Genomic DNA, 17846 nt, shown 5'->3' with positions numbered 1-17846 from the left:
TCTTTAGAGTATCCGTCTTGGTCAAGCCACCTCTGGCGTCCATGTGCGATGATCGCGCAGCAGCGCGTTGGCGATGATGATGAGTTTGCGCATGATCGCGACGATGGCGAGCTTGGCGGGTTTGCCGGCCTGGCGCAGCGCCTGGTATTTGGCCTTGAGCGGCGGATTGAAGCGGATGGCGACCAGGGCGGGCATGTCGATCGCCTGCCGGAGGTTGGCCCTGCCGCCCTGGATGAAGCTTTTGCCTTGCCAGGTGCCGGATTGTCGGGTGACCGGCGCCAGGCCAGCGAGGCTGGCGGCCTGCTTGGCGTCCATCGAGCCGAGTTCTGGCATGTCGATAAGCAAGGCGAGGCCGGTGGCGGCGCCCAGGCCAGGGATGCTGACAAGGATGTCGAAGCGGGCCTTGAGCCTGTCATGGGCGGCCAGAATGGTTGTCCGCTGGCGATCGATGGCCTGGATCTGGGTGTCGATTTGCTTGAGGTGTTGCTGGCTTTGGCGCTTGAGCAGGGCAGCGTGAGGGTCTTGGCGCGGTTGAGTGCTGCGGTGCGGTCCTTCACCAAGGCCCGCCGTGCGGCCAGCAGTTCGGCCAGCTGATCAACGGTTGGATCCCGGGCGGGGGGGATGTCGGGCTGCAGGAGGGCGCCGAAGCGGGCCAGCATGGCGGCATCGACGGGATCGGTCTTGACCCGTTTGCCGGTGGCCTCGGCGAAGCGGCGGGCCTGCAGCGGGTTGACTTTGACGGCGGGCAGCGCGGCGCGGCCCAGCGCCATTTCGAGGGCGCGGTGGTAGGCGCCGGTGGCCTCGAAGACGATGCGGGTTGGCTGGTAGGGGGTGATCCAGGCGATCAGCCTGGCGTGGCCTTGGCGATCATTGGTGAACCGCTGGGCGAGGCCCTGCGGGTGGAGGTGGACCTCGAGGGTGTCTTTGGCGACGTCGATGCCGAGGGTGACGTGATCCGCGGTTGGTGCTATGGCGTGGCTCATCTTTTCCTGTCCCATGCTTGTCATCCGGGGCGTGCAACACCCAGGTATCCGTTCGGGCCTTGAGGAAAAGAAGCGGGCGATCCCACTCTAACTCGGTCCTACCCGACCGGCGTGATCTCGATCCATCCCGCTTCACCAGCGGCGGGTTGCAACCCGCCGCTGGTGAACCATTGTTCCGCAAAACCTGGGGCAAGTCATAAGACAAGCGTGATCGCCTGAGGCTGACCCAGTCAGAAGGCGTGAACCACGCGATCAAACAATGAGTTAAAGCGCGATCCGTGGGTCAACCTAAACCAATCGCGCTTTATGCGACTTGACCGTGCGGATATCTGCTTCCGCACTCGGCGGATCAAGCCAGCAACACCTGTTTGATGATCGGACCCTGCCCGGCGGCGCGGACCGTGCTAAAGTGGTGTGGACTCGAACCACGTCCCTGATCCGGAGGAACCTCATGGCCCCGACCACCAAGCCGCTGCCCGGCACGATGACCGACCGTAATCTGGCCCTGGAACTCGTGCGGGTGACGGAGGCCGCGGCGTTGGCGGCTTCCCGCTGGATTGGTCTCGGCAAGAAGAACGAGGCCGACGGCGCCGCCGTGGAAGCGATGAGGCGAGCCTTTGATGCCGTGGCGATCGAGGGGACGGTGGTGATTGGGGAAGGGGAGATGGATGAGGCGCCGATGCTGTTCATCGGCGAGAAGGTCGGTGCCGGCGGCCCGCCAATGGATATCGCCGTCGATCCGCTGGAGGGCACGACACTGACCGCCAAGGGCGGGCCGAACGCGATGGCGACATTGGCGCTGGCCGACCGGGGCAACTTCCTGCATGCGCCGGACATCTACATGGACAAGATCGCCGTCGGCGGCGGCCTGCCGGCGGGCGTGGTCAACCTGGACGACTCGGTGGCGTCCAACCTGCGCAATCTGGCACGGGCGAAGAAGCGTGATCGGTCGGATCTGACCGCCTGCATCCTGGACCGCGACCGGCACAAGGACCTGATCGCGCATTGCCGGGAGGCCGGTGCCCGCGTCGTGCTAATCAGCGATGGCGATGTGGCCGGCGTCATCGCCACCGCGCTGCCCGATGCGCAGATCGATATCTACCTGGGCTCCGGCGGTGCGCCGGAGGGCGTGCTGTCGGCCGCGGCGTTGCGCTGCGTCGGCGGTCAGATGCAAGGCCGCTTGCTATACGAAACGGATGAGCAGATCGAGCGGGTGCGCGCCATGGGCCACAGTGATCCCAAGCGCTGCTTCAGTTGCGATGAACTGGCGAAGGGCGACGTGATGTTCGCCGCCACCGGCGTCACCACCGGCGCCATGCTGCGTGGGGTGAAATGGAGCGGCGGCGGCGCGGTCACCCACTCCATCGTCATGCGCAGCCACTCCGGCACTGTCCGCTTCATCGAGGCGCACCACAACTTCGCGCAGAAGACCTGGACGCCGACCTGAGGCGGCGGTCTTGAGCACGACTTTTTCCGATACTATTGCTGGGCCTGTCCTGGGCGTCACCAGCAGCCTGTCCGGACGCTGCTGGCAATGGCGCAGCGGCGAGGACCGGGTGGCATTCGGCATTGCCCAGCGGCTGGAACTGCCGGAGATCGTCGGCCGCCTGCTCGCCGGGCGCGGCGTCGGGATCGAAGCGGCGGCGGATTTCCTGCAGCCTACCTTGCGGGTCCTGCTGCCGGACCCGTCCTGCCTGATCGACATGGACGTGGCGGCGGATCGCCTCGCCCAGGCCGCGCTGGGTAGCGAGACGGTGGCGGTGTTCGGCGACTATGACGTGGACGGTGCGTGCAGTTCGGCGTTGATGGTGCGGTTTCTGCGCGGCCTTGGGTGCGTCGTGCATCACCATGTCCCGGATCGCATCCTGGAGGGCTACGGGCCCAATCAGCCGGCGCTGGCCGGGTTGGTGGCGCGCGGCGCCGGCCTGATTGTCTGCGTTGATTGCGGCACCGCCGCCGCTATGGCGCTGTCCGGCGTGGCGGGCCAGGCCGAGGTAATCGTGCTGGACCACCACAAGGCGGAAGGCCTGCCGCCGGCGATTCTGGCGACCGTCAACCCGAACCGGCTGGATTGCAGCTCCGGCCTGACGAGCTTGTGCGCTGCCGGCGTGGCGTTCATGACGGCGATCGCCACGGTGCGGGCGTTGCGCCGCCTGGGCTTCTTCGCCGGTCGGCCGGAGCCCGACCTGATCGAGCTGCTGGACCTGGTGGCGCTGGCGACGGTGTGTGACGTGATGCCGCTGACCGGGCTCAACCGGGCGCTGGTTTGTCAGGGTCTGAAGGTAATGGCCCGCCGGACGCGTCCAGGCATCACGGCGCTGCTGGAGGTTGCTCAGGCACGCGAGAAGCTGAACGCCGCCACCTGCGGCTTCGCCCTCGGCCCCCGCATCAACGCCGGCGGCCGCATCAGCGAGGCCGATCTGGGGCTGCGGCTGTTGCTGACCGAGGACCGGGTGGAAGCGCTGGCCCTGGCCGAACGGCTCGATGCGGTCAACCGGCAGCGCCAGGACGTGGAGGCGGGCATCATGGAGGCCGCCATGCGGTCAGCCGAGGCGCAGGTGACGGCTGGTCAGGCGGTGGTGCTGGTGGCTGGCGAGGGCTGGCATCCGGGTGTGGTCGGCATCGTCGCCGGCCGGATCAAGGAGCGGTTCAACCGGCCCGCCTGCGTGGCGGGGATTGCCGGCGGGCTGGGCAAGGGCTCGGGTCGCTCCGTGGCCGGGCTGGATCTGGGCGCGGCGGTGATCGCGGCGTGCCAGGCCGGCATCCTGGAGACCGGGGGCGGCCACGCGATGGCGGCCGGGTTTTCGGTGCGGGCCGAGCGGGTCGAGGACTTTCGGGCGTTCTTGAACGACCGTCTGGTTGCGGCGTCCGCCTTGCCGGGTGCCGCCGACCTGACGGTTGAGGCCACCTTCACCGTCGCCGGCGCCACCATCGATCTGGCTCGCCACCTGGAGCGTCTCGCCCCATTTGGCGCCGGCAACGAGGAGCCGACGCTGGTGCTGCACCGCGCCCGCGTGGTGCGCGCCGATCGGGTCGGGCGGGAGGCGAACACCATCCGTGCCTTTGTGGAAGGCGAGGGCGGCGGGCTGCGGTTGAAGGCCATGCTGTTCCGCGCGCGTGAGGGTGGCTTGGCGGATGCCTTGCTGGCGCGGGGAAATGGCGTGCCGCTGCATCTGGCCGGCCATCTGCGGGCGGAGGAATGGAACGGCTCGGTCAGTCCCTGCTTCGTCATCGTCGATGGCGCGGTGGCTTGAAGCAGCGGTGATGCGACGGCGCTTGACCGGTGCGGGAGCCTCCGCTACTCACCGCCGGCCCGGCGGCGATCGTCGGCACCGGCCTGTCCCGTTCGTCTAGAGGCCCAGGACACTGCCCTTTCACGGCGGCGACAGGGGTTCGAATCCCCTACGGGACGCCAAATCGGAATGAAGCAGCATAAATTATTGACCTATTTCAGGTGCTTTCGTTCTGAATTCATAGCGCCTCCACTAGTGTCCCCACCAAACTAACCTCCCACACAAATTTGCTTGCTATCTCACCGCCCCTATGTAGACTTGCGACATGGCAATAAACGAACCGCGTATGTCCGCTCAGACGCTTAAGGTCTTAGGTGCTTTAATGGTATCGACGCGGGATGGCTTGTCCGGCTCTGAGATTTGCCGCGTCGCAAAGCTTCCATCTGGCACCGTGTATCCTATCCTGCTTCGGCTGGAGGTGGCCGGGTGGTTGGAAAGCCGATGGGAGACTGAGCACCCGAAGGTTCTGGGGAGGCCGCGCAGGCGGTTCTACTGGGTGACGGGCGTTGGGCAACGTAACGCCCGGGACACTTTCCGGCAGCTTGAACCGGCGTTCGGGAGCTTCTCATGGGCGTAATCGAGGGTGTGCTTCTACCGGTCCTTTGCTCCTGTGCAACGGTTGTCGTTGCGATTGTGTCGCGTGTGCTGGCTGATGACGTCAAGGAGTGGACTCCCAAAATTGTTGAGTGGTTTATTGCTCGGGCTGTCTCTCGAACCCACCAGGATTGGCAAGTCCGATTGGGCGATGAGTGGCGCGCCGAGGCAGCAACAATGCCAGGGACGCTTGCCAAACTAGTATTCGCAGCGGGCTTGATGGTTGCTGGCGATAGACTGATGGACTTGCCAACGGCAGAGAAACTCCCCCGGCCTAGAGACGTTATTGTTGACTTGCTTACTGAACGTTTTGTGAGAATTGCGGAAAAGTATGTCGACAAAGAGATCAGTCGTATTCAGTTGAAATCGTTGGCGGACGTAGTGTGGACGCTAGATCGGGAAGACCTCGTCGACGATGCGGCGCTGGTGCTGGTAGAATGCTTTTTTGGCGGACCGAACGCTATACAAAGCCAAATCAGCGCCATGCGAGAAGATCCGGACTCCTTCCTTAAGCACACAAACCAGTTAATGAAACAGCGGATCCGCTCCCTCGTGTCTTTGGGAATTGAGACTAGGAAGTAGTCATTGGTCCAATGTAAGACCCATCGCTGACCTGAAACTCAGTCGGAACCGTGACGCGTTCGACGAGAGACCAGTCCCGAGCCCTCTCCAAGCAGACTTGCTGTTCTGCTTGACCTGACGTTTGGTGTGGCTGCCGCTGCCTGCTGTCGCTTTGGTGCATAGCCGGGCGGTTGCTCGTACGCCTTCTGAGAACTGATGGGCAATGGCGGGCACTGACTAAGTATGATTTTAGGTATTTTACTCGCTGCTTTGATCATACCAATGTGGCTCTGACGAAGCAGGACCGGCAGCTTGTCCTTTGTTTTTGCCAGGCTTGCTTCCCGCCAAACCCGGCTGTAGCATTTGCCGTGCGCTCAAGCAGCTATGCCGAATTTCTCCCTATCTTTGCTGCCAAGACATGTTGCACCGCCTCATGCCTCAATCCGCGTCGATCAGTGGATCAACGGAGGTCGAACCGGTTGCCATGCCTTTGCAACTGCGGATCATCGCTGTGGATTAAATCCGCATGATCAGGCGGTGAATGCTCCGCCCGAGGTTCATCCGCCACTATTGGTGGGCCTGATCAGCCGAACGCGGACCGTTCCCAGTCGGTTCTGGCGTTATCTGGGGCACGCTCTTCGTGCTCAATCCCTGCCCCTGCAGCAGTTTCTTGTCCGTCTGCTGCAAAAACCGGTTGTTGGCCTTCTGCTGAGCCGCGGGCGGCTGGATGCCGGCGGCTCTTTCTCGCGGCACGACCTCGCTTGGTGTCGGCTGATAGTCGAGGCCATTGGCCCGATTGCCTTCCTCGCGCGGCACCGAGCCGCCACCTGGCGTCTGTGCCATCGCCGCGGCCGTCAGACAGAATGCCGCGACCATGGCCGTTAAATACAAGCGCATCATTACCTCCCTGCGGATCAGGATTTCGTCGCTGAGGCAACTGAAACGGCATGCGTGGCCGCTGGTTTCGCTTTCACGAGCGAACGACCCCCATCACCGGCGTGGGCTTGGGAAGCGGCTGGGTCGCACATCCACCCAGTCAACCAAAGCCGCAATGCCGCGTCGGCACCGAGGGATAGTCGCATTAGACGACACGGTCTCACCTGGCCTTGTGAGAGGGTCGGGTAGCCGCGTCGGGTCTACGCCGCTATAGCGGGCAATGAATAACGACCGCTCGCCAGGCTGCTGACGACGGTACCACGATCAAGGAGCATCTCATGCACAGACGTAGCCTGCTGCTGGCTGCCGCCGCGCTGCCGGTCGTTCGCACCGCGGCCTACGCCCAGGGTAACGCGGGGGGCACCGTCAACGTGCTTTATGCCGGATCACTGGTGAACCTGATGGAGCACGGCGTCGGACCAGCCTTCGTCAAGGCGGGCCAGGGCCGCTTCCGGGGCTATGCCGGCGGGTCGAACAAGCTGGCCAACGAGATCAAGGGCAAGCTTCGCCGCGCCGACGTCTTCATCAGTGCGAACCCCAAGGTGAATGATGACCTGATGGGCACAGCCAACGACGATTGGGTGAGCTGGTACGTGGTGTTCGCCCAGTCGCCTCTGGTGATCGGCTACAACCCGCTCAGCCGGTTCGTCGGCGACCTGAAGAGCAAGCCCTGGTACCAGGTGCTGCAGGAGCCGGGGATTCGGATCGGCCGGACCGATCCCAAGCTCGACCCGAAGGGAAAGCTGACCATCGACCTGCTCGACAAGGCGGCGCAGGTCACCCACCAGCCCGGCCTGACGCAGAAGGTTCTCGGCGCGCCGGAGAATCCCGCTCAGGTATTTCCGGAAGAAAACTTGATTGGGCGGCTGCAGTCGGGCCAGCTTGACGTGGCCTTCTTCTATTCGACGGAGACCGCCGATCGGCGGATCGACGCGATCACGCCACCACCCGAGATGACGCTCAGCGCGCACTACACCGCGACGGTGCCGCGCGACGCCGCCAATCCGGCCGGCGCTGAACGCTTCGTGTCGTTCCTGTTGAGCGCCGGGGGCCAGGCTCTCATGCGGCAGCATGGTCTCGACGTCGTCAAGCCGTCGGTCGCTGGCGATGCGTCGAAGGTTCCGGCATCGCTGCATCAGGCACTCAGCGCCGCCGGGTGAGGCGGCCCGTACCGGCGCTGCTGCCGTGGCTCGCTGGCCTTCTGGCGCTCTATCTGATCGCGCCGTTCATTGTTGGCCTGGCGCAGTTCGGGCTGGCGGATTGGCGCTCAATCGACTGGGGCAGTATCGGCGGCGCCTGCGCGGTCTCGCTGGTTACCGCCTCGCTGGCCACATTGGTTGTGACGCTGGGCGGCGTGCCGCTCGGCTATCTGCTGGCGCGGGTGTCGGGGCGGGCGATGGCCCTGCTCGGCTTTATCGTGCAATTGCCGCTCGCGCTTCCGCCACTGGCAAGCGGGATTCTGCTGCTGTTTCTGCTTGGCTATGCCAGTCCGATTGGCAGGCTGACCGGCGGCACGCTGACGGATTCGATCACCGGCATCATCCTGGCGGAGGCATTCGTATCAGCCCCGTTCCTGATCATCGCCGCCCGCTCGGCCTTTGCCGCGATGGACCCGGTGCTGGAGGACGTGGCCGCCACCCTCGGCCATCGGCCCTGGGCGGTATTCGTGCGGGTCAGCCTGCCGCTGGTCTGGCGGCAGATCCTGGCTGGCATGCTGCTGGCGTGGCTGCGCGCCTTCGGCGAGTTTGGTGCGACGGTCATGGTCGCCTATCATCCATATTCGCTGCCGGTTTACACCTATGTCGCCTTCGGCAGCCAGGGCCTGCCGGCGATGCTGCCGGTGCTTCTGCCGACGCTGCTCGCCGCGGTGGCCGTCATGGCGCTTGCGGCCCTGTTCGGGAACCGTCGCAAGCGACGACGATCACCGCCAACCGTCGATATCCTTCAATCGGCGGCACGGCCTGATGCGGCGAAGACCGCGCCGCGGCGAGCGGGCAGTCCGGACCGGCTGCTTGGCTTTACCTTCGGCCGTCATCTTGATGGGTTCGATCTCAATATAACCTGGCATACCAAGGCGCGTCGCCTGGCTATTTTAGGTGCGTCCGGCTCCGGTAAGTCGCTTACGCTGCGATTGATCGCCGGGCTTGACCGGGTACAAGACGGCTGTCTCGAGCTTGCCGGACGTGATCTGTTTGCTTGTCCTCCGGACCAGCGTGGCATCGCTTATGTGCCGCAGGCTTATGGCTTGTTCCCGCATCTGACCGTCATCGGGCAACTGTTGTTTGCCAAGGGCTCCGATCCGGCAATCGCGGCGCAATGGATTGATCGGCTTGGCCTGCGAGGTCTGAAGCATCGGTTGCCGGATGCGCTGTCGCTGGGTCAGCAGCAGCGCGTGGCGCTGGCGCGCGCGTTCAGCCGGCCGGCGGGACTACTGCTGCTGGATGAACCATTTTCCGCCCTCGACGCGCCGCTGCGCATCCAGTTGCGGCGCGAATTGCGCGCCCTACAGGGGGATATCGATGCGACGACGATCCTGGTGACGCATGACCCGGAGGAAGCCTTCCTGCTGGCCGATGAACTGCTTATCCTTGACGCTGGCCAAGTGCTGCAGGCCGGTTCGGTTGATAGCGTGTATGCCCGGCCGGCGAGCGAAACGGTGGCCCGGCTTCTGGGCGCCGACAACATTGCGTATGGCTGCGTCGCTGCTGCCGATTGCATCGATATTGGCAATAGGGTGCGGCTTGATGTCGCCGGTCCGGCGCTTCAGGCCGGTGCACGGGTGGGGTGGTCGGCGCGGCCCGAGAGCATCCGGATTGTCTCCAACGGCTTGCACCCCGCGCGGATCATCGACGTTTCAAGGTCGATCGCCGGGCGCCGGGAGGTGTGGCTTGAACTTGGTGACTGCCTACTGCGGGCTAGCCATGATGCTGGAAAGATCGTGCCGGGACCTTGCCGCGTCACGGTTGATCCCGCAGCAGTGCAGGCGTGGACCTCGTCGGCAGCCATGCAGTCGGTTGATCAGCAGCCATACGGGGTCTGCGCCGAGCACGACAGAACATGACGTGATGGTCAGGCAGGCCCGGACTAACGAGAAGTCATTGATCAGACGTGTCATTGGAAATGGGCGGAGGTCAAGATCAGCCCATGGCGAACATCGGCCCCGGCGAAGCCCAACTGCCCGCCTCGAGGTTCCCTACTGAATTGTCCCCTCCCGCTTCATCGCCCGTATTGTCGCCCGAAACGCATCCACGGTGATTGCCATCTCCTCCTCCCCATGCATCGCCGAAATCGTGCCGGAGGGACCGGAGTTCATGTCCACGCCATTCACCAGCAAGCCCATCCGCACCTGTCCAGTCACGCCCGCACCGCGCGACTTGCCCAGCATCCGTGGAATGAACGATACCGCGTCGAAGGCCGACGGCGTGATGTCCACGCCATCCGGGTTCGTATAGATGTGAATCCCGGAGTAGGAACCATACACGGCCCAGTTCACGGCTTCCTCCTCCAGCACCTCGGTCATCTGCGCCCGCACCTCGGTGCCGAAGGCGTTCGCTCGGTCGCAGGCATCGGTGGTGGAGAGGATCTCCAGCGTCGCCACGCCGGCCGCGGCCGAGACCGGGTTCGCATTGAACGTGCCGGGGTGGTAGATCTTCTCCTGGCCGTTCTGCTTGGTTACCTCGAAGTCCAGCCAGTCCAGGATATCCTTGCGTCCGCCGACCGCGCCGCCCGGCAGTCCGCCCGATACGATCTTCGCCATCGTCGTCATGTCCGGCGTCACCCCCAGCGCCTTCTGCGCCCCGCCGGACGACACCCGGAACCCGGTCACCACCTCGTCGAAGATCAGGATCGCGCCGGACTGCGTGGTCAGGTCGCGCAGCACCTGCAGGAACGATGGCAGGATCGGCATCTTGCCGAAGCTCGCCCCGGTCGGCTCCAGGATCACCGCCGCGATATCCTTGTGGTCGTTGAAGATCCGCGTGATCCCATCGACATCGTTCGGGTCGCACAGCAGCACGCTGTCGGACAGGCCGGCGACCACGCCGCTGGTGGGCGTGCCGTCGAAGTGGTTCGAGTAGCCGCTGGTCATGTGGTCGTTCCAGCCATGAAAATGGCCGCGGAACCGCACCAGCTTGCCGCGCCCGGTATAGGCACGCGCCAGACGCAACGCCATCAGCGTCGCCTCGGTGCCTGAGCCGGTGAAGCGCACCCGCTCGGCCGAGGGCACCATCTGGGTGACCAGCTCCGCCCAGCGCACTTCCAGTTCGTGGCAGGCGCCAAAATGCGTGCCCCGGTCCAGCGCCGCATGCACCGCCGCCATCACCGTCGGGTGGTTGTGTCCCAGGATCAGCGCGCCGTGACCGCCGAAATAATCCACGTACTTGTTGTTGTCGACATCCCACTTCACCGGTCCCAGCGCCCGCTGAACATACAACGGATACGGATCGAAATGTCTTCCATCGTGCGCCACCCCGCTCGGCAGCAAGCCCCGTGCCTTGGTCGCCAGCGCGGCGGACCCTGGAGTCATCGCCTCATAGGTCGCGGTGAGTGTCGCATTGGGTATGGTACTGGCAGACATGGAAAATCCTTTCAGAGGCGGTAGCGGTCACTACAGCGTTTCAGGAACTGGCGCACCCGCCTGATGCTAGGCTGGAAGCAGAAATAGTCGGGCATACCTTCCCCGATGATGAGGCCGCCGTCCATCGAGATGATGCGGTCGGTCATGCTGTCACGCTCAAGCTGCCGCATCGCCGCCAGCACCGCGTTCACCAGTTCGAGATCGAGGGCGGAGGTCACCTCGTCGAACCGCATGATCTTCGGGTCCATCGCCGGCGTCCGCGCGATCCTCACCGCCCGGTCCGGGGCGATCTTGCCAGAGCGCTGGCTGAAATCAATCCTGCCAGACAGGACCGCCGGGAAGTGTCCGTTGCACTGCGTGATCACCGGTTCGACTTTGTTAGGGTCGTCCAGAAGGTCCGGGACAATTTCGTGCGCCATGTCGATCTTGAATCCTACCCGGCCGCGATGGTCGTCCACGTAGGTTGGCAGCGGCGAGATGCCATGGGTGTCGACGATGATCTTGTCACGCTTGAGGACCATGTCCAGCAGCGGCTCCCGGACTCCGACCGGGGCAGAAGCCGGCAAAAAAGCAATGGCGAGCAGGAACCGCGACAGGCGCACAATAGGGGCTCCGCTTTTTCTCAGAGGGGCAAAAGTCGTGCCGGGCGCGAGCCACGCCTGTCGATGAAAATCACGTGGACGATGCCGGTTCGCCCAGGTTTCCGCAAGCTCGCAGACGTTACGTTTACCGGGGCTTGCCTCGGCGTGCCGAAGTTGCCCTCATGCGTCCGAGACCAACCGGCAGGATGACAGCATGTGGCAGTTCTGGATCGATCGCGGCGGCACCTTCACCGACATCGTCGCGCGTCATCCGGACGGGCATCTGTCCACCCATAAGCTGTTGTCGGAAAATCCGGAGCGCTACCAGGACGCCGCCATTGCCGGCATCAAGTCGATCCTGGGCCTCGGGCTAGACGTGCCGATTCCGCCCGGGCTGATCGAGGCGGTGAAGATGGGCACCACCGTCGCCACCAATGCGCTGCTGGAGCGCAAGGGCGACCGCACGCTGCTGCTCGTCAACCGCGGCTTCGCCGATGCGCTGCGGATCGGCAACCAGGCTCGCCCGCGGCTGTTCGACCTGGCGATCACCCTGCCCAGCATGCTGTATGAGCAGGTGGCGGAGGTCGGCGGCCGCGTCGGCGTGGACGGCACCGAGATCGAAACGCTGGAGGACGACCAGGCGCGCGCGATCATGGCGGCGGCCCGCAAGACTGGTATCAACGCTTGCGCCATCGTGCTGATGCACGCCTGGAAATACCCCGCGCACGAACAGCGCCTGGCCGAACTGGCGCGGCAGGCGGGATTCTCGCAAGTTTCCGCCAGCCACGCCGTCAGTCCCTTGCTGCGCTTGGTGCCGCGTGGCGACACCACGGTTGTGGATGCATACCTGTCACCGATACTTCGGCGCTATGTTGAACAGGTGGCGAGCGAGCTGACTGGCACGCGGTTGTATTTCATGCAGTCCAACGGCGGCCTGACCGAGGCGGGCAATTTTCAGGGCAAGGACGCGATCCTGTCCGGTCCCGCCGGCGGCATAGTCGGCGCGGCACGAACGGCCGGCATGGCGGACCTCGACCGGATTATCGGGTTCGACATGGGGGGCACGTCGACGGATGTCGCGCTGTATGCGGGCGGCTTCGAGCGAGCGTTTGAGACCGAGGTCGCCGGAGTACGCATGCGGGCGCCGATGATGGCGATCAACACCGTGGCGGCCGGCGGCGGTTCGGTTCTGCACTTCGATGGCGCGCGCATGCGGGTTGGGCCGGATTCGGCGGGCGCGGATCCGGGGCCGGCCTGCTACCGGCGTGGCGGTCCGCTGACCGTCACCGACGCGAATGTCTGTGTCGGCAAGATCCAGGCTGATCATTTCCCGACGATCTTTGGGCCGGGTGGTGACCAAAGGCTGGACCCGGCGGTGGTGGCGGAAAAGTTTGCCGAACTGGCGCCGGACATCGAGGCGGCAACCGGGCAGGCGCAGACTCCGCGGCAGGTGGCGGAAGGGTTCCTGCAAATCGCCGTGGCGAACATGGCGAACGCCATCAAGCAGGTCTCGGTGCAGAAGGGCCACGACGTGAGCCGCTTCGCGCTGCAATGCTTCGGTGGTGCCGGCGGCCAGCATGCCTGCCTGGTGGCCGATGCGCTAGGGATGGAGACGGTGTTCATCCATCCATATGCCGGGGTGCTGTCCGCCTATGGCATGGGATTGGCCGACCAGACGGCGATGAAGGAACAGGCCGTCGAAATGCCGCTGCGGGCGGACACGCTGCCGGCGCTTGAGGCGCTGGCCAATCAAATGGCGGCGGATGCGGTTGCCGAACTGGCGGAGCAGGGGGCCCAGGCGGCTTCGGTCACAACGGTGCGTTCGCTGCATCTGCGTTATGCCGGGACCGAGGCGGCACTGATCGTGCCACTCCAGGATTTGGAAGCGATTTCGCACAATTTCGACGTCGCGCACCGCCAGCGCTTTGGCTTCGCCACACCCGACCGCCCGGTCGTTGTGGAGACGGTCGCGGCCGAGGCCGTGCTGGCCGGCGAGATCGCCGCGGAAGCGACCTTGCCAGCGCGTGAGAGCGGCACACCGGAGGTGATCGATCGTGTGCAAATATTCACCGGCGGCGAGGCGCGGGAGGCGCCCGTGCTCGACCGCACGTCGCTGCTGGCGGGCGATCGCATTGATGGGCCGGCGCTGGTGCGGGAGGCCAATGCCACCACGGTGATCGAGCCAGGCTGGACCGCAGAGGTCACGGCGCTCGACCACATCATCCTGCGGCGAACGGAAGCCTTGCCGGCCCGCGTCGTCGGTGACACCGGGCGGCCCGATCCGGTCCTGCTGGAACTGTTCAACAACCTGTTCATGAACGTGGCGGAACAGACCGGCGCGGTGCTGCAGAACACGTCGATGAGCGTGAACATCAAGGAGCGGCTGGACTTCTCCTGCGCCATCTTCGATGCCGATGGCAACCTGGTCGCCAATGCGCCGCATGTGCCCGTGCATCTGGGGGCGATGGGCGAGAGCGTGCGCACCGTACTGGATCACCGGCGCGGTCGGTTGAAACGCGGCGACGTCGTCGCGCTCAACAATCCGTTCAATGGCGGCACCCATCTGCCGGACATCACGGTGATCACACCGGTATTCGATGCGGCCGGAAAAGACATCTTGTTCTTTGTTGGCAGCCGCGGCCACCATGCGGACATTGGCGGCATCACGCCCGGCTCGACCCCGCCGACGTCGCGGACGCTGGAGGAGGAGGGGGTCGTGATCGACGATTTCCTGCTTGTCGATGGCGGACATTTTCGGGAAATCGAGTTCCGCGGGCTGCTGGCCGACGCGCGATATCCGGCGCGCAGTCCGGATGTGAATGTCGCTGATATCAAGGCACAGGTGGCGGCAAACGAGAAGGGCGTGCAGGAACTGCAACGGGTGGTCGCTCAATTCGGCTGGCCCACGGTCAGCGCGTATATGCGGCACGTGATGGACAATGCCGAGGAGTCGGTGCGGCGGGTGCTCGATCGGATCGGCTCCGGTCGCTTCGACTACCAGATGGACAACGGCCGGCGGCTGGCCGTTTCGATCAGTGTCGATCGGGCGGCGCGCAGCGCGACGGTGGATTTTACCGGGACAGGGCCGCAGAACGAGGGAAACTTCAACTCGCCCCCGGCGGTGACACGGGCCGCGGTGTTGTACGTGTTCCGCTGCCTGGTCGGCGACGATATTCCGCTGAACGACGGCTGCATGAAACCGCTGACCCTGATCATTCCGCCTGGCACGTTCCTGTCGCCGCATCCCGGCGCGGCGGTGGTGGCCGGCAACACCGAGGTTTCGCAGGCGACCTGCAACGCGCTGTTTGGCGCGCTGGGCTGCATCGCCTGTTCCCAGGCAACGATGAACAACTTCCTGTTCGGCGATGCGACGCGGCAGTATTATGAGACAATCTGCGGCGGCACCGGCGCCGGTCCTGGGTTCAACGGCACCTCGGCGATCCAGACGCACATGACCAACACCCGCATGACCGACCCGGAGATCCTGGAGCTGCGCTACCCGGTGCGGCTGGAACTGTTCGGCATTCGCCAGGGTTCGGCGGGGTCCGGGACATGGCAGGGCGGTGACGGAGCGGTGCGCCGCATCCGCTTTCTCGAGCCGATGACGGCGGTGATCGTCTCATCCCGGCGGACTGTCGCCCCATTCGGTCTGGAAGGCGGTGCTGACGGCGCGCCCGGTCTGCAATGGGTAGAGCGGGCGGACGGGACACACCAGACGCTGACCGGTCAGGATAGCGCCGAACTGTCGCCGGGAGATGTGTTCGTCATCGAAACCCCCGGCGGCGGCGGCTACAGGCGTGCGTAGTCGGCGGAATGTGGCTCAACGAGGCCGATCGCTCCGGATCATTCGCTGCCTTGTGGCCGCGTCGGAACCGCCTCGCGGCTCGGTGCACGTATCGGTACACTGGGATGTTCTCGGCGCACACACCCTCGATGTAGGCGAATGCCTTCTCGGCCACGGTGATCACTCAGACTTCGCAACCATTCCGGTCCTTGCCAATGCTCATTATAACGAAAGAGTTTCGTTGACGGATATTTGAAGATGCTTCATAGTCTGGCGATTAAACAGGAATACTCCCGATGAGCGACGCTCCAATTGATGACATCGATCGGCCGAAAATGCGCCAGATCATCGCTGATATTGACCAAAAAAGGGCGGACACCGACCGCAAGCGGCAGGAGATACAGTTTGCTCCCTGGCAGATCTTGATGACCGGGCTGGGCAGCGGCGCCGCCCTGTTCGCCGCGGGCGCCGCATTCATGAAAGTGTTCGGATGACCAACGTTGATTTCCGGAACGCCCTTGGGCGACTTGGCCTTTCGCAATCCGCCCTGGCTCGGGTGATGCGCCAGCTTGGTGACCCGCGCGGCCAGATGACCTTGTTGCGCTCGATTTCCAACTGGTGTCGCGGCGAAACGGCGGTGCCCGGCGAAATGTGGGTGGTTATTCGGCTGCTTGAGCTGACGCCATCGTATTTGTCGGTCGAGGCGTCGTGACACCAACGGTCGCCAGATCGGCGGCTTGGATGTAGTCAGGCCAGGCAAAGCTGGAGCCGAAGGCATGGTGGGCACTGAGACGCTTGAGTCCGAGAAGGATGCGGCTGGACGCGACTTCATGCGTGACATTGTGCAGGCGGATCTGGACGCCGGCCGCACGCAATGCGTCGTCACGCGGTTTCCGCCCGAACCCAACGGCTTCCTGCATCTGGGTCATGCCAAGTCGATCTGCCTGAACTTCGGCATCGCGCAGGAATTTGGCGGCCGCTGCCACCTGCGCTTCGACGACACCAACCCGGTGAAGGAGGAGCAGCTTTTCGTCGATGCCATCCAGCGCGACGTCCGCTGGTTAGGCTTTGACTGGGGCGTACACCTGCACTACGCCTCCGACTACTTCGAGCAGCTTTATGCCTGGGCTGAACATCTGGTGCGGGAAGGCAAGGCTTATGTCGATGACACGCCGCCCGAGGCGATGCGGTCGCAGCGCGGCACGCTGACGGAACCGGGCCAGAACAGCCCGTTCCGCTACCGGTCAGTCGAGGAGAACCTGGATCTGTTCCGCCGCATGCGCGCGGGTGAGTTTCCAAATGGTGCGCGCGTCCTGCGGGCGAAGATCGACATGGCGTCGGGCAACATGAACCTGCGCGATCCGGTGCTGTATCGCATCCTGCACGCCCACCACCCGCGCACCGGCGACGCCTGGTGCATCTATCCGACCTATGATTTCGCGCATGGCCAGTCGGATGCGATCGAGGGGATCACCCACTCGATCTGCACCTTGGAGTTCGAGGACCATCGACCGCTGTACGACTGGCTGATCGACAACCTGCCGGTGCCGTCCCGGCCGCGACAGTATGAGTTCGCTCGTCTGAACGTCACCTACATGGTGCTGTCGAAGCGGCACCTGACGCGGCTGGTGCAGGAGAAGCACGTGCATGGGTGGGACGACCCGCGCATGCCGACCTTGGCCGGGATCAGGCGGCGCGGGGTTCCGGCCGCCGCTTTGCGCGAATTCATCCGCCGGGTCGGCGTTGCACGGGCCTACAGCCAGGTGGATGTGGCGATGCTGGATTCGGCGGTCCGCGACACCCTGAACCCGATGGCCGAACGGCGGATGGCGGTGCTGCGGCCGTTGAAGCTGATCATCGAGAATTATCCGGAAGGCCAGACCGAAACGCTGGCGGCGCAGAACCACCCTGACAATCGCGCGGCCGGGACTCGTCCGGTCAGCTTCGGCCGCGAGATCTACGTCGAGCGCGACGATTTCATGGAAGCGCCGCCGAAGAAGTTCTTCCGCCTGTCACCGGGTCGGGAAGTCCGTCTCCGCTGGGCCTATTTCGTCACCTGTCGGGACGTTGTGAAGGACGCGGCGGGGCAGGTGGTGGCACTGCGTTGTACATACGATCCTGCCTCCCGCGGCGGCAACTCGCCGGATGGACGGAAGGTCCAGGCAACGCTGCATTGGGTGGCCGCGGCGGACGCCTTAACGGCTGAGGTGCGGTTGTACTCGCATCTCTTCAACCGGCCCGACCCAGGCGCCGACGGCGACGCGCTGGCGGATATTGCTCCGAATTCGCTGGAGGTGCTGACAGGTTGCCTGGTCGAACGCGCGCTGGCGCAGGCCGATGTGGGGCAGGCGGTTCAATTCGAACGCACTGGTTACTTCGCCGCCGATCCGGATTCACGTCCTGGGTATACGGTGTTCAATCGAACCGTCGGCCTGCGGGATACCTGGGCGAAGGTGCAGGCTGGGCCGCAGCGGTGAAGCGCTTTTAAGGCCACCATGTTGCGGTGCGCGGCACTAGACCATGATCATGTGAGGTGAT

13 protein-coding genes, 1 tRNA gene and 1 pseudogene are annotated in these 17846 nt (G+C 64.5%); 11 read left to right on the top strand and 4 right to left on the bottom strand.

Features of this window, described 5'->3' with window-relative positions:
* Positions 1-21: 21 nt before the first annotated feature.
* Positions 22-983: pseudogene (locus ACQY4S_RS04530) on the bottom strand (IS110 family transposase).
* A gap of 451 nt (positions 984-1434) precedes the next feature.
* Here ACQY4S_RS04530 and glpX point away from each other — a divergent pair.
* The 5 genes from glpX (at position 1435) to ACQY4S_RS04505 (ending at position 5452) form a co-directional block, all read left to right on the top strand.
* Positions 1435-2430, top strand: a complete 996-nt coding sequence (glpX, locus tag ACQY4S_RS04525) for a class II fructose-bisphosphatase (RefSeq protein WP_428483999.1) — start codon at positions 1435-1437, stop codon at positions 2428-2430.
* Between the two features lie 10 nt (positions 2431-2440).
* Positions 2441-4237, top strand: a complete 1797-nt coding sequence (recJ, locus tag ACQY4S_RS04520) for a single-stranded-DNA-specific exonuclease RecJ (protein ID WP_428483998.1) — start codon at positions 2441-2443, stop codon at positions 4235-4237.
* Between the two features lie 85 nt (positions 4238-4322).
* Positions 4323-4398: transfer RNA gene (locus ACQY4S_RS04515), tRNA-Glu, on the top strand.
* Between the two features lie 143 nt (positions 4399-4541).
* On the top strand, positions 4542-4853 hold the full coding sequence (locus ACQY4S_RS04510) for a PadR family transcriptional regulator (protein WP_428483997.1): 312 nt from the start codon (positions 4542-4544) through the stop codon (positions 4851-4853).
* A complete protein-coding gene (locus ACQY4S_RS04505) occupies positions 4844-5452 on the top strand; it encodes a hypothetical protein (protein ID WP_428483996.1) in 609 nt (202 codons plus the stop codon). Before ACQY4S_RS04510 ends, ACQY4S_RS04505 begins: the two co-directional genes overlap by 10 nt.
* A gap of 546 nt (positions 5453-5998) precedes the next feature.
* On the opposite strand, the gene ACQY4S_RS04500 is transcribed toward ACQY4S_RS04505, so the two are convergent.
* The gene (locus tag ACQY4S_RS04500; RefSeq protein WP_428483995.1) at positions 5999-6307 is read right to left on the bottom strand and encodes a hypothetical protein; all 309 of its coding nucleotides are present in this window, start codon (positions 6305-6307) and stop codon (positions 5999-6001) included.
* Between the two features lie 338 nt (positions 6308-6645).
* On the opposite strand from ACQY4S_RS04500, the gene ACQY4S_RS04495 reads away from it, so the two are divergent.
* Together ACQY4S_RS04495 and ACQY4S_RS04490 are read left to right on the top strand one after the other, a co-directional pair.
* Positions 6646-7527, top strand: a complete 882-nt coding sequence (locus ACQY4S_RS04495; RefSeq protein ID WP_428483994.1) for an extracellular solute-binding protein — start codon at positions 6646-6648, stop codon at positions 7525-7527.
* On the top strand, positions 7524-9428 hold the full coding sequence (locus ACQY4S_RS04490) for an ATP-binding cassette domain-containing protein (RefSeq protein ID WP_428483993.1): 1905 nt from the start codon (positions 7524-7526) through the stop codon (positions 9426-9428). Before ACQY4S_RS04495 ends, ACQY4S_RS04490 begins: the two co-directional genes overlap by 4 nt.
* A gap of 132 nt (positions 9429-9560) precedes the next feature.
* On the opposite strand, the gene ACQY4S_RS04485 is transcribed toward ACQY4S_RS04490, so the two are convergent.
* Both ACQY4S_RS04485 and ACQY4S_RS04480 read right to left on the bottom strand, forming a co-directional pair.
* The gene (locus tag ACQY4S_RS04485) at positions 9561-10943 is read right to left on the bottom strand and encodes an aspartate aminotransferase family protein (protein ID WP_428483992.1); all 1383 of its coding nucleotides are present in this window, start codon (positions 10941-10943) and stop codon (positions 9561-9563) included.
* 11 nt (positions 10944-10954) lie between these two features.
* The gene (locus ACQY4S_RS04480) at positions 10955-11545 is read right to left on the bottom strand and encodes a transporter substrate-binding domain-containing protein (protein WP_428483991.1); all 591 of its coding nucleotides are present in this window, start codon (positions 11543-11545) and stop codon (positions 10955-10957) included.
* 193 nt (positions 11546-11738) lie between these two features.
* On the opposite strand from ACQY4S_RS04480, the gene ACQY4S_RS04475 reads away from it, so the two are divergent.
* The 4 genes from ACQY4S_RS04475 to ACQY4S_RS04460 all read left to right on the top strand — a co-directional run bounded on the left by ACQY4S_RS04475 (position 11739) and on the right by ACQY4S_RS04460 (position 17785).
* Positions 11739-15329, top strand: coding sequence for a hydantoinase B/oxoprolinase family protein (locus tag ACQY4S_RS04475; protein WP_428483990.1), 3591 nt, complete (start codon positions 11739-11741; stop codon positions 15327-15329).
* Between the two features lie 275 nt (positions 15330-15604).
* Positions 15605-15802 (top strand): hypothetical protein, encoded by a 198-nt coding sequence (locus tag ACQY4S_RS04470; RefSeq protein WP_428483989.1) that lies wholly within the window; start codon positions 15605-15607, stop codon positions 15800-15802.
* The gene (locus tag ACQY4S_RS04465; RefSeq protein WP_428483988.1) at positions 15799-16020 is read left to right on the top strand and encodes a hypothetical protein; all 222 of its coding nucleotides are present in this window, start codon (positions 15799-15801) and stop codon (positions 16018-16020) included. The genes ACQY4S_RS04470 and ACQY4S_RS04465 overlap by 4 nt, the downstream gene beginning before the upstream one ends.
* A gap of 64 nt (positions 16021-16084) precedes the next feature.
* Positions 16085-17785 (top strand): glutamine--tRNA ligase/YqeY domain fusion protein, encoded by a 1701-nt coding sequence (locus ACQY4S_RS04460; RefSeq protein ID WP_428483987.1) that lies wholly within the window; start codon positions 16085-16087, stop codon positions 17783-17785.
* The last annotated feature ends 61 nt before the right edge of the window (positions 17786-17846 follow it).

Source organism: Rhodopila sp. (genome assembly GCF_965276935.1).
Taxonomy (GTDB): domain Bacteria; phylum Pseudomonadota; class Alphaproteobacteria; order Acetobacterales; family Acetobacteraceae; genus Rhodopila.
The sequence above is the reverse complement of the archived record's forward strand: the minus strand, read 5'-3'. Positions and strand labels throughout refer to the sequence as shown.